Below are 13,190 nucleotides of genomic sequence, written 5' to 3'. Positions count from 1 at the left end.
TATATTCAATATTTTAGTTAAAGCTATTTTAGCAAAATTATTTTAGGAGATGTACCAATGAAAGCTAGGGTAATCCGTTATTATCGTTTTGGCGAACCAAGTGAAGTGTTATGTATGGAAGAAAAAGATGTGATACCCCCTGGCCCCGGTGAATTAGCAGTGAGGATGTATGCTCGGCCTATTAATCCCTCCGATATTATTCCTGTTCGAGGAGCTTACCCGCATCGAACCCGATTACCCGCTGTTCCCGGGTTCGAGGGTGTGGGGATAGTAGAAGCAGTAGGGCCGGGAGTATCCAATCAAATGTTGGGGCGCCGCGTCTTGCCGCTAAAAGGTGAGAATACTTGGCAGGACGTCGTGAAGACCATGCAGCGACATACAATCATCATGCCGAATGATATCGATGATCAATCAGCCAGTCAGCTCTATATTAATCCGGTTACGGCTTGGTTGATCTGTACAGAAGTGCTTAAGCTTACGTACGGTGATACCCTGATTGTGAATGCAGGGGGATCTGCAATCGGACGAATCTTTGCACAGATCTCAAAAATCAATGGATTTAAATTGATTGCGCTTACGAGAGATGATCGTCATACTGCTGAACTGTATCGTCTTGGAGCAGTTTCTGTTATCAATACAACGAAAGAGTTGCTACAGGATAGAATCGCGGAATTAACAGAGGGGTGCGGTGCTGATGCAGCCGTGGATTGTATTGGAGGGAGAGATGGGGAACAGTTGGTCAGTTGTCTGAAGCCAAATGGTACGGTCATCAGTGTAGGACTGCTTTCGAGGATCACACCGTTATGGCATGAAGTAACCCGGGGAACACAAGTTCATGTGAAACTTTTCTGGTTAAAGCATTGGGTGGAACGCTGTTCGCAAGAACGCTGGGAACAGGTATTTCATGAGGTGATGGAGCTGGTCAGAGCAGGGAGGCTTGTCATGGCAAACATTGGGGCGACGTATGAACTAACGAATGTGCAACAGGCTATTGCAGCGGCTGAATCGGGTGTCGAGGGGAAAGTTCTCTTATTACAGTAGTACATAAAACTTGGAAAGAACTCAACATAACGAATCGTAATTAACAACTAATTCATATTGGGGGCCTTGTTGTGAAGATTAAAGATATGATGTTTACTGCGATTATGGCAGCCGTTATTGCAGTACTTGGACTGTTACCTCCGATTCCACTACCATTTATACCTGTGCCAATTACAGTCCAAACGCTGGGCGTGATGTTGGCAGGCAGTATCCTTGGTGCCCGATTGGGAGGGGTAAGTCTCCTGCTCTTTGTTGTTTTGATCGGTTTAGGAGCTCCATTGTTGTCCGGTGGCAGAGGGGGCTTGGGTGTTCTGGTTGGACCTACAGGCGGGTATGTTCTTAGTTATCCGATTGCTGCTTTTGTGATTGGGTTGCTGGTTCAACGGGCATCCGTCGCAGGCATTAAATTTTGGAACTTTCTACTGAGCAACATCGTGGGCGGAATTCTTGTTGTGTATGCAGTGGGTATTCCATTCCTGTCCTTTATAACGGATGTACCTATTACACAGGCTATCATAGGCAACCTTGTTTTCATTCCAGGTGACCTGCTCAAAGCAGTGCTTGCTTCACTTATTGCTGTTAGAATTCTCAAGGTAAGTCCTACAATGATCCAGAATACGAAGAGGCAGACTCCGGGAGTCTGACATTATGATATTCAGAGACTGCACATTCCTAAGCAATTCTGTACAAGCAAATCGCGCCAAGTGATGGAGGGACTACAGTGATTCATTTTTCCAATGTAACGTTTGGTTATGCAAACCGAGCAACAATGTTAAACGATATTAACCTTCATATTCGTTCTGGTGAATACGTGGCGTTTGCTGGAAGGAATGGAGCAGGGAAATCCACCATAGCTAGGTTGATGAACGGGTTACTCCTTCCAACCACAGGTCAAGTAACTTTTAATGATTATGTGACATCCAATGAAAATGATTTAAGTATCATACGCCAGAGAATCGGAATGATTTTTCAAAATCCAGAGAATCAAATTGTGGCATCTACAGTGTTTGAAGATATCGCCTTCGGCCTGCAAAACGTTTGTGTCCCTACAGAAGATATCGAGCGTCATGTAACAGAGGCATTGAGGCAAGTGGGGATGCTGGATTATTATAATTCCGATGTATATTCGTTATCAGGAGGACAAAAACAGCGTATCGCTATTGCGGGAGTTCTCGCTATGGGACCAGAAGTTATTGTTTTTGATGAATCTACCTCAATGCTCGACCCGGAAGGTAAAGATCAGATTGCACTGCTGATGGGAGAGTTGCATAAACAAGGAATTACGATTGTAACGATTACGCATGACTTAGAGGAGATTGCAGCATCATCGAGGGTTATTGTACTTGATCAGGGTGACATTTGTTATGATGGATCGCCCGAAGCCTTGTTTCAAGGCGAATACTGGCGTTTTCCTGGGATAACGGCTCCGTTTATTATCGAGGCAAGAGAGGCACTAAACCGGAAGGGAATACACTCTTCTTCGGCACTCACTCTGGAAGATTTGGTGGATGACTTATGCAAATTACACTAAAAGAAGTGGACTTCTCGTATCATGTTGGAACACCACTTGAGAACAACGTATTGAGCAACATTACACTCACGATGGGCGATAATCGTATCTTTGCTGTTGTGGGAAAAACGGGATCAGGCAAGTCAACTTTTGTACAGCTGCTCAATGGGCTTCTGCAACCTACAAATGGAACAGTGGATATAGGGGATTTTCGATTGACAACCGATCGAAAGAAAACACACGTTCTCTACGATAAAGTCGGTATTGTATTCCAATTTCCGGAGCATCAATTATTCGAGGATACGGTATTAAAAGACATTTCCTTTGGTCCCAAGAACTTAGGCTGGTCGGCCGAAAAAGTTCATAATACATGCTTGAATGCATTACACATGGTAGGTTTGGACGAATCTTTCTGCAGTAGATCACCGTTTGAATTAAGTGGAGGAGAGAAGAGGAGAGTGGCAATTGCAAGTGTGTTAGCGATGAACCCGGAGGTGCTCATTCTCGACGAGCCAACCGTAGGGTTGGATTCGGAAGGGAAAAAGCAGCTGATGGAACTTTTTTGTTCCTGGCAGCAGGAACAGGGGAGTACGATCATTATGGTGACGCACGATATGGAGACTGTTGCCGAGTACGCTGAAGAAGTGATTATATTTGAACGTGGTCAAGTGCAAAGGCATACGACTCCGCTCCAATTGTTCACTGAATATCAAGATGAGTTGAAAGATATGGGATTGAAGCTGCCTAAAGCGCTCCAGCTCGTGGAAGCCATAAATTTAAAATTGAACGCTGAATTGCAGCTGGAGTCAGTAAAGAAAGAATGGGTTTTGTCATATATTGCTGATTTTTTCCAGAGGAAGGAATTGTAGTTATGTCCTTATCTCAATCCTTTATCATTGGTCAGTATGTCCACAGAAACTCCATCATTCACCGGCTTGATCCAAGAGCTAAGCTCGTCATCGCATTCCTGTTCATGTTGTCTGTCATGCTGTTGAAGTCATGGCTTTCATACGTATTGTCTGTGGTATTTGTGGCGTGTGTAGTCACTATATCTCAAATACCACTCACCTATATTGTTAGAGGACTGAAACCTGTTTGGCTGATAGTTATTGTCACATCTGTGTTTCACATTTTTCTGACTCAAGGGGGGCAGTTATGGCTTGAAGCGGGAGTATTCTCGATCTACGAGGAAGGTGTCATTAAAGCAGGTAATATAGCCATTCGCATCATTCTTCTTCTCGTCATCGCTTCATTGTTGACGCTTACGACAAAGCTGGGTGATCTCGCACAGGCTATTGAAGATCTGTTGAAGCCTGCCAAGCGGCTGGGCGTTCCTACACAGGAATTTGCGTTGATGATCTCGTGGACGATCCGCTTTATTCCAATCCTGTTGAATGAAACCGACAACGTGATGAAGGCACAGCGGGCAAGAGGTGTTCGTTTTAATTCTGGTAATATCATTCGTCGTCTGCAAAGTTTTATCCCAATTGTAGTGCCTATCCTTCTGTTAGCGTTCCAGAAAGCCGAAAGCGCTTCACTGGCCGTTGAGGCACGCGGATATAGCCCAGGCATGAATCGAACGCAACTGAGAATGTTAGCTTTCAAAAAGCTCGACTATCAAGTGCTGATCATATCTATTTTTTGTTTCGCACTTTTGTTGGCATTACGAAAGTGAGGTAAGCTATGAGAATTTACCCGACAAATCTACATGAATATCACAGACTCATTTCAGTATCTAAAGGTGATCAGCCTGCGACAATGTGGTTTAGGCATGCATCTTACTTGAACGTATACACAGGTGAAGTTGAACAAGCGAATATCTATCTGTCCGGAAGTCGTATTGCCTACGTTGGAGCGAAGGAACTACCCACTTCAGACCAGACCCAGGTTGTTGAATTGGAGAAAGGTCATGTTGTTGTTCCAGGATATATTGAACCTCATGCACACCCATGCCAAATGTACAATCCTTATACTTGGGGAGAAGCTTTGTTACATAAGGGTACGGTCTTGTCCATTAATGATAATCTGTCTTTGTTAACGTTTCTAGGAACGGAAGCTTTGTCATTCATTGAGAAGCTGGAGGAGACAAGTCACCATATGTTTCTATGGTGGTGTAACATTGACCGTCCTGATCGAGCTGATCCAATGACGATGGGAAAGTGGCTGCAACATAACCTTGTGATACAGAGCGGGGAACTGACCGAATGGCCCAAACTGCTGGCGAACGACGAAGTATTGATAGAGCAACTTTATCTTACGAAGGCTCACCATAGGATGAGGGCGGAGGGACATTTGCCTGGCGTATCTTATGAAAAAATAAGTACCATGGCTGCAGCGGGCATCACAGCTGATCACGAAGCTCTTCATGCCGAAGATGTACTTAGACGATTAAAAGCGGGGCTATACGCCTCTCTTCGATACTCATCTATTCGTCCTGATTTGCCACACCTCCTTAAAGAGATGAAAGGTGATTCCCGGTTCAATATGAACCGAATGATGCTTACCAGCGATGGCCCATCACCGAACGATGTGGAGAAGACGAGCTGTGCCAGCATGATCAAGATTTGTCTGGAAACGGGAATATCTGTAGCGGATGCTTATCGTCTTGCTACCTTAAATCCGGCAGTATATTACGGTCTGGATGAAGACTTAGGCGGGATTGCACCAGGCAGACTGGCTTGTTTGAACGTCTTAACCTCCATAAATGAACCTGAGCCACTGCATGTCCTGCAACGTGGTGAGTGGGTGGTCCATAATCAGAAACGAGTGATGAAGCCAGATGAAACAGGGATAACCACTTGGCTGCGCTCCGCTTTTTCGTCTTGTCGTACGATTGTTAACCTGAGGCTGGACCAGATGGAAACTCGAACCGACACCGGCATTGAACTGGTGAACGATGTCATCACCCAATCCTATCATTTTGATCCCCGAGCGGAATTGGAAATGGATGAGAACTGGATGACATTGCTGGATGTTAACGGAAGTTGGGTGATCAACACCCGAATCAAAGGTTTTGCGTCCGGGGTCAAGGCATTGGCGAGTACGTACAACGCTTCGAACGATACACTTTTGCTTGGGCGATCTCTGTCTGCCATGCGTGAAGCGTCCCAGGAGTTGGAACTTCGCGGGGAAGGTATATTAGTATATTTCGTGGATGGGGAGCAACTGTACATTCCTCTTCCTCTCAGTGGAGCTATGAGCTTGGAGAGCGTAGCATCCATCAGCGCTAGTGTGGATCAGTTCAATGAGAAAATGCGTGTCCACGGTTACCGATTTGGTGATCCTCTGTATTCTCTTTTATTTCTAACAGCTTCACATTTGCCGCATATTCGTGTATCGGATAAAGGGTTGTACTTGGTTAAAACAGGTAAGATAGTGCTCCCGGCTACCCCGTTGGTTAATACAGTAAGGAAGGTGAAATGATGTTACTGGCTGATGCGATACGCATACATGCTTCTCAGAATCCAGAGAAAACTGCCATCTTTGATGATGCCCGGCAGATTTCGTACGCCGAACTATACCATGGAATAAAGCTGGCAGCAAATACAATTCTGGCTACTGAGGAAGATTTCGAAGCCGATGAACTTCCTCTTGTCGGCCTGCTGATGAACAATAGTGCCGCGATGATCGAATACTTTCTTGCAGCCACCAAAATTGGAATGTGTGCTGCTGTATTTGATCTCAAGTGGAGCGATGCAAATCTGACGGAGGTTATTAATGAATGTGAACCTCGTGTGCTTGTAGTAGATATGGAGTTCAAAGCCAGAATACCTCATATTCCATCGTCAACAAGGGTGATTATTGTGGATACAGGTGAACCACGTTCTCTTGGCAGGGAAGAAGCCGAACCGCAGCGTTCCTCATCTGAAGATAGCCTGTTCTACATGGGATATACTTCTGGGACGACCGGACGACCGAAAGGCTATCTCCGTTCTCAGCGTTCATGGATCGAGAGCTTTGCATATGCGCGTGAAACATTCGTGCATGATGCAGGAGACCATGTATTGGCGCCGGGTTCTTTGGTCTATTCACTTACGTTATATGCGTGCATTCAAACTTTGTATATTGGCGGGACATTCCATCTAACAAGAAAATTCCGAGCGGAATACGTATTGGAGACGTTAACAACACATGCGGCTACACATCTTTATCTTGTACCTACGATGTTTGAAGCACTCTACAAAGCGTTCATGGCTTCTGATTCAGTTACTGCGCTGCCATCCGTCAGATCTCTCATTACGTCAGGTGATAAATGGTCGCCAGAATCAAAGCGGAAGGTGACAGAGGTATTTGAAAATGCAGGTTTGTATGAATTTTATGGTGCATCCGAGCTAAGCTTTGTCACAGTACTTGATCCGGAAGGGAATCGGTATAAACCTGAATCCATCGGTAAACCGTTTGCCGGTGTACAGGTATCCATTCGTGAAGCAGATAGTACGGAAGCAACCGAAGGCACAGTAGGACAATTGTTTGTGAAGAGCCCGATGATCTTTGCCGGATATTATGGTTCCGATGAAGAAACCAGCCAAGTTGTACATGGTGAATGGGCAACTGTGGGAGACCTTGCAACACGAGATTCCGAAGGCTATTTATATCTAGTTGGTCGAAAGAAAAACATGATTATTAGCGGAGGGCTTAATATATATCCGGAGGAAATCGAGAAACTGTTGTTAACATTGGATGGCATAGAGGAGGTCATTGTTGTAGGTGTACCCGATGTATACTGGGGGCAAAAGGTGACCGCACTTATCAAGCTCAGAATGGGTAGCAAGGTTAGTGATGATGAGATTGTGTCATTGTGCCGTCGTAAGCTTGCTTCCTACAAGTGTCCAAAGGAAATTATACGGGTGGATGCCTTCCCCTATACAACGAGTGGAAAGATTTCGCGAACAAAACTGAACGAGTTACTGAAAATAAAGATATGAACAATATGTTGATTCCTGTTATTCTCTCCGCGAAGCGAACTGCAATCGGCAAATACGGGGGGATGTTTAAGGAGACACCGCCGGAGATACTGGCTGCAGAAGTCATTCGGGCCATTTTAAACGAAATTCCCATCCCTCCCGGTGACATTGATGATGTTCTATTGGGAAATGCAGTAGGCGGGGGAGGCAACATCGCCAGGTTATCCGCGTTACAAGCCAAACTCCCAGTAGAGGTCCCTGGCGTGACGATTGATCGTCAATGCGGATCTGGTCTTGAAGCCATTCATTTAGCAGCGAGGCTGATTCAATCAGGTGCCGGGGAAGCATATCTGGCTGGTGGTGTCGAAAGCACAAGTCGTGCACCCTGGAGATTGGAGAAGCCCTTGTCCCTATACGGGAGTGCAGTACCTCAAGTGATTACACGCACAAGATTCTCTCCGGAATGGATCGGAGATCCGGATATGGGGAAGGCGGCTAACAACGTTGCTAAGAAGTACGGTGTGACTCGAATGGACCAGGACGAATATGCGCTTTCCAGTCATAGGAAAACGATTGCTTCAATGCAAAGCGGGCGTTTTGACAACGAAATCGTTCCGTTGTCTATCCCGGAGGGTAAGCAACTTAGAATCATTCATACAGACGAATGTCCTCGGGCGGATACAACACTGGCGAAACTTGCGGCATTGCCACCAGTTTTCGAACCGGATGGTACAGTGACGGCTGGTAATGCATGTCCATTGAATGATGGTGCCTCTATCGTTTTAATCATGTCAATGGGGAAAGCATTATCGTTAGGACTTACACCCTTAATGAAATTTATCGACAGTGTGGCAGTGGGGGTTGACCCGAACTACTTGGGTATCGGTCCGGTTCCTGCCGTTACCAAGTTACTCAGCCGAAGTCGCTTGGCAATGGAAGACATTGATCTTGTGGAATTCAATGAAGCGTTCGCTTCACAAGTACTGGCCTCTTTAAGAGAACTGCATATTCCAACTCACATTGTCAATGTGGGAGGAGGGGCACTGGCGCTTGGACACCCGTTCGGTGCTTCGGGAGCCATCCTCGTTACACGCCTATTCAACGAGATGAGGCATACAACGGGGGCTCGGGGAATCACAACACTGGGTATTGGTGGCGGGATCGGGCTTGCATCATTGTGGGAGAAGTGCGAATAGGAGGAAACAGCCGTTTTGTTAGAGGGACAGGTAGCAGTCATTACGGGTTCCAGCCGCGGTATTGGGCGTGCAACCGCAATACGTATGGCACAAGAAGGAGCCAAGGTAGTTGTCAACGGTGTACAAGAAGGTGGGGTATGGGACGTTGTTCAGTTGATTCGGGATCAGGGTGGGACCGCTATCGGAGTCGTTGAATCCGTTGCAAGCATGGCCGGGGGAGAACGTATCATATCGGAGGGTCTTCGCGAATTCGGCAAGATTGATATCCTGGTGAATAACGCCGGAGTTGTTCACGATAAGATGGCGCATAAAATGAGTGAAACCGAGTGGGATCTTGTATTGGATTCGCATCTTAAGGGAGCCTTTGCCTGTATTCGGTCCGCTCTGCCCGGTATGAGGGAACGAAGGGAAGGCAGCATTATTAATATGATCTCTGTTGCGGGTTTGACCGGAATGGTTGGACAATTAAATTACAGTGCTGCCAAGGCCGGATTGACAGGCATGACGTGGACACTTTCGCTGGAACTTGAATCTTATGGCATTAGTGTGAATGCAGTTGCTCCCGCAGCGCGTACTGACATGACAATGCCCTATATCGAAAGGGCGAAGCAGACTGCCGATATGAAAGGGGAGTCGTTTCCCGAGTACTGGAAAGTAGGTTCAACGGAAGATGTGGCCGAATTGATGCTTTCCTTATGTCTGCCGCGTTGCCGTAGGGTTACCGGTCAGATCTTCTCTGTTAATGGTGGGAAAATCGGTGTGTGGTCCCCTCCAGAACACCGTATAGTTACCACCCAATCCAGTAGGGTGAACGGTTGGGAAGCAGGCGAACTCTTTGAGCAAGTGTTGTCAGCCTATGTGAAAGTGTAGAACTATTTCCGAAATATATGAATTGTTGGAGGAAATTTTGTTGAAGAAAAAACGCATTTTTATTGGGATGATGGCCGGGATGGGGAGGGTGAATCGTTGTCTTCCCATAGCGCTAAAGTTACGAGAGATGGGACATGAGGTGGCGTTTACAATCTGGGGAAATGCCGGGGTTGCGATGGAACAGATGGGTTTTACCTATATTCCGATTCCAGTTATTCCTGCTCCTAAGGGACAGGCATTCCATCCAAACTTCAAGGATATGAATCACTTTTTGTCCATGATGGGGTACGCCGACCCTGTTTACATGCGAGATGAGCTTGAAGCTCGTCTGCGGGTAACCATCGGTTTTAAACCGGACCTTGTTATTTCTGATTCGAGTGTCCCCGCAGCGTTCATTGCCTCTAAGCTGGACATTCCTCTCGTTTCTATAAATCAGTCCAGCACACTTCCAGGTGGTCTTCCTTTTACAACGAATTATGGATCATATGGAGATATACCGGATGTCACGAATGTGTTGAACGGAGCGTTGGTTGAGCATGGTCTGCCTGAAACGGACAACATTCTCACATTTCTGGCAGGTAATCTTGCCCTTCTTCCGAGCATACCGGATTTTGATCCGGTACAGCTCGGGAAGCTGCCTGTTCCAATTGAATATATCGGTCCCGTGGTATGGAGAGATGCGAATGTTACAGGAATGCCTGCGAACTGGTTGATGAAATCAGACAACGACAGGAGGCCACGTGTATTTGTGTACACAAGTCGTCTCGTGGAATGGGGTGTGGAGAGTGGGGGTCATATTTTCAGGGAAGCCGTTAGAGCACTCGGTAACACTTCGACGGAGCTTTTGATTGCTACTGGGTTTAATCCATTGGAAGGGGACAGCGTGGATGTTCCCCCTAATGTACACTTCACCTCATATGTATCGGGAGTTATGGCAGCCGAGCATAGCGATGTTATGATTCACCATGGCGGACATGGAAGTTGCATGACAACGATCTTAACAGGCACGCCGTCGTTGGTCATTCCGACCTGGGCAGAACGTGAGTTTAACGCCAAGCAGTTGCAGGACGTTGGCGGTGGCAGAGTAATCTCCCCGGATGAGGTTACGGGATCTGCTCTAGCTGAGGCCGTTAACGCGATGATGACTAATGGAGACATGGATAAGGCTGTGGCGCTGAAGGAAAACGTCTGTGCTTCGCAGTATGGAGGAGCCGAGCGTGCAGCTGAACTCATTCGTCGGTTGTTGTAAAGAGGGGGCAAGGTTCTGTTGAAAAGTCTTTTGGTTGTCCTGAGAAGCCCGGCCTTACTGTTATTATCCGTGTGCATTTTTTTTATTGGTTTGGGATACGGATTAACACTACCATTCATGCCATTATTCGGAGTAGAACGGGCAGGAATGAGCCCCTTATCATTAGGGATCTTTATGGCGTGTGGATCGTTAAGCGGTATTATCATTAGTACGCTTTTTAGTCGATTGTCCGATAAAAGGCCTGTGCGCAAGTGGATCATTGTTGGATCATGTGTATCTGCCTCTGTAGGTTATGTATTCTATGCAAATACGGACAGTTATATTGTGTTAATGCTGGTTTCCTGTACTTTCATGGCCTTGTCATTCTCGGCCTTTCCGCAATTATTTGCTCTTGCGAGAGAAGTGGTCGAGAGGGAGGCGAGTGAAGATGTCACCGTTGTTATGGCTGTATTGAGAGCGCTGGTGTCTCTGGCCTGGATTCTTGGTCCTGTAATGGCGTCTTTTATAATCTACCAGTTCTCGTACACAGGCCTGTTTCTGGTTGTTTCGTTGATGTACCTGCTCGTCGCCGTATTTGTATTGATGATTCGAGCACACGAGAGTCGGGAACCGGGGGGCGGAACGGAATTATCATCTGACTCGGTACGCAGTTTCAAGCGCCTGCTGATGGCGCCGCAGATTGTATTTTCATTACTTGCTTTTATGGCATTTGAGTTGGCTAATACGATGGGGGCCATTGTAACTCCTTTATATGTTACGCAAGAGTTGCAAGGAGGGAAGTTGGACGTTGGCATGATCTCGGGAGTCAACGCAGCCTTGCAGGTCCCCACCATGATTATTTTGGGAATACTGGCCAAAAGGTTTGGTAGTATCACAGTTATGAAATGCGCGGGATTGTTTGGAGTCGCCTACTTTTCACTATTTTGGTTTACCCAAGCAGGATGGCAGATTATAGCTATCCAGATATTCAGTGCCATTTTTATCGCGATTGTACTTGGAGTTGGAATGACTTTTTTTCAGGATTTGGTTCCTAAAATGACAGGCACAGCCACAACGCTGTACAACAATGCAAACATTATTGGTTCCATGGGTGGTGGATTACTGGCCGGAGCAGTCGGAAATTATTTTGGTTTTAAAATAGTGATTGCCTGTTCGGCAGCACTTGCCTTCCTGGGATTTGTATTATTATTGGTGCCAAGCGTAAATAAAAAGGTAGTCCGGCATGTGGGAGGAGATACGTATGAAAGCTAGTGTAATTATTCTATCGCATAATCAGAAAGAAGTGATTCAGGCCTGTTTGTCTTCCTTATCACGACAGCGTTTGTGTGAAGGCGATCAATATGAAGTTGTTGTTATCGATAACGGGTCTATAGACGGCACGGGAGAGATGATCGGCGGGCTTAGGTATGATTTTCCTATACGATATCATTACATTCCTTCTACGGAGCAATCAAGTCGGGCAGCGGCACGAAACAAGGGGGTTACTATCGCGAATGGAGATGTGATCGTGTTCCTTGACGGAGATCAACTCGCCGGACCGGACTTTATCTATGAGCATTTGAGAGTACACAAGCTGGCCGAGGGGAAAATTGTCATAGGGTTTCGAAGATATTTGGGTGAAGAGAGCATCGATATAACATCGTTAAATCCGGGATGGGTGCATGCTGCTATTACATCATCAGAAGCAGATGAACGATTTCATCTCATGGAACGTTTTTCGGAAAATGGAAGCGCATTCCGCACAGCGTGGCATCTGTCTTTCAGCTGCAATTTCTCGGTAAACCGAGAAATACTGATCGGATCGGGTATGTTTGACGAAGGGTTCAAGGGGTGGGGGTTGGAAGACAGTGAGCTTGGCTATCGTCTGCAACAGGCTGGGGGAACGTTTGTATTGAACAAAAAAGCGTTAACCTTCCATATCTTTCACCCTTCCGAGTTTGATGAGAATCGTTATGATGGTTGGAAAACGAATCTGGATTATTTTCTCGAATGTCATCCGATGTTTGAAGTACAGGCGCAAAACATCTTAAAGGAATTTTTTGATCCAGAGATTAGAAAATCATGGTGGGATTGTTATATTCGTTTTGAGAAGGTTGTTAGAGCACATCAGGGTTACGAGGGGGATCGATTACCTGTCAGTATCATGGTTATCTATGCCGAGGGCCCGGAACTGAGCCAGACCATTTCGGCAGAAGCTGCCCATAGAGAAGTGTTGGTTATAGATAAGACACCATCATCGGACCTGGATATCTTGTGCCAATGTATTAACGAAAAATGTGATGTTTTGTATTACAAGCATCCTTCGGAAGATCAGTTAATCGACTTGTATCATCAGTATGCAGTAAGGGGAATTGTGAAACATGAAATTTTCAAGTGATCATGGATCAGCTGTTGTGGCCGCAATTGATGACATTTTATAC

General features: G+C 46.1%; 12 protein-coding genes. All 12 read left to right on the top strand.

Annotated features, from left to right (window positions below; genetic code table 11):
* The first annotated feature begins 57 nt into the window (after nt 1-57).
* The 12 genes from ABTV53_RS24115 (at nt 58) to ABTV53_RS24060 (ending at nt 13,147) form a co-directional block, all read left to right on the top strand.
* Complete coding sequence (locus ABTV53_RS24115; RefSeq protein ID WP_433747300.1) at nt 58-1,041, top strand: zinc-dependent alcohol dehydrogenase family protein; 984 nt, start codon at nt 58-60, stop codon at nt 1,039-1,041.
* A 71-nt stretch (nt 1,042-1,112) separates the two neighbouring features.
* Nucleotides 1,113-1,685, top strand: a complete 573-nt coding sequence (locus ABTV53_RS24110) for a biotin transporter BioY (RefSeq protein WP_433747297.1) — start codon at nt 1,113-1,115, stop codon at nt 1,683-1,685.
* 77 nt (nt 1,686-1,762) lie between these two features.
* Nucleotides 1,763-2,572, top strand: coding sequence for an energy-coupling factor transporter ATPase (locus ABTV53_RS24105; RefSeq protein ID WP_433747295.1), 810 nt, complete (start codon nt 1,763-1,765; stop codon nt 2,570-2,572).
* Nucleotides 2,557-3,420, top strand: coding sequence for an energy-coupling factor transporter ATPase (locus ABTV53_RS24100; protein ID WP_433747292.1), 864 nt, complete (start codon nt 2,557-2,559; stop codon nt 3,418-3,420). The genes ABTV53_RS24105 and ABTV53_RS24100 overlap by 16 nt, the downstream gene beginning before the upstream one ends.
* 2 nt (nt 3,421-3,422) lie before the next feature.
* Nucleotides 3,423-4,226 (top strand): energy-coupling factor transporter transmembrane component T family protein, encoded by an 804-nt coding sequence (locus ABTV53_RS24095; protein WP_433747290.1) that lies wholly within the window; start codon nt 3,423-3,425, stop codon nt 4,224-4,226.
* 83 nt (nt 4,227-4,309) lie between these two features.
* A complete protein-coding gene (locus ABTV53_RS24090) occupies nt 4,310-5,974 on the top strand; it encodes an adenine deaminase C-terminal domain-containing protein (protein ID WP_433747288.1) in 1,665 nt (554 codons plus the stop codon).
* On the top strand, nt 5,971-7,476 hold the full coding sequence (locus tag ABTV53_RS24085; RefSeq protein WP_433747285.1) for an AMP-binding protein: 1,506 nt from the start codon (nt 5,971-5,973) through the stop codon (nt 7,474-7,476). The genes ABTV53_RS24090 and ABTV53_RS24085 overlap by 4 nt, the downstream gene beginning before the upstream one ends.
* Complete coding sequence (locus ABTV53_RS24080; protein ID WP_433747282.1) at nt 7,473-8,651, top strand: thiolase family protein; 1,179 nt, start codon at nt 7,473-7,475, stop codon at nt 8,649-8,651. The genes ABTV53_RS24085 and ABTV53_RS24080 overlap by 4 nt, the downstream gene beginning before the upstream one ends.
* A 15-nt stretch (nt 8,652-8,666) precedes the next feature.
* Nucleotides 8,667-9,521, top strand: a complete 855-nt coding sequence (locus ABTV53_RS24075; RefSeq protein WP_433747279.1) for an SDR family NAD(P)-dependent oxidoreductase — start codon at nt 8,667-8,669, stop codon at nt 9,519-9,521.
* A gap of 40 nt (nt 9,522-9,561) precedes the next feature.
* The gene (locus ABTV53_RS24070) at nt 9,562-10,770 is read left to right on the top strand and encodes a glycosyltransferase (RefSeq protein WP_433747276.1); all 1,209 of its coding nucleotides are present in this window, start codon (nt 9,562-9,564) and stop codon (nt 10,768-10,770) included.
* 18 nt (nt 10,771-10,788) lie between these two features.
* The gene (locus tag ABTV53_RS24065) at nt 10,789-12,021 is read left to right on the top strand and encodes a sugar efflux transporter (RefSeq protein WP_433747273.1); all 1,233 of its coding nucleotides are present in this window, start codon (nt 10,789-10,791) and stop codon (nt 12,019-12,021) included.
* The gene (locus ABTV53_RS24060; RefSeq protein WP_433747271.1) at nt 12,011-13,147 is read left to right on the top strand and encodes a glycosyltransferase family 2 protein; all 1,137 of its coding nucleotides are present in this window, start codon (nt 12,011-12,013) and stop codon (nt 13,145-13,147) included. Before ABTV53_RS24065 ends, ABTV53_RS24060 begins: the two co-directional genes overlap by 11 nt.
* Nucleotides 13,148-13,190 lie beyond the last annotated feature (43 nt).

Origin of the sequence: Paenibacillus amylolyticus (assembly GCF_050990605.1) — a bacterium.
Taxonomy (GTDB): Bacteria; Bacillota; Bacilli; order Paenibacillales; family Paenibacillaceae; genus Paenibacillus; species Paenibacillus amylolyticus_H.
The sequence above is the reverse complement of the archived record's forward strand: the minus strand, read 5'-3'. Positions and strand labels throughout refer to the sequence as shown.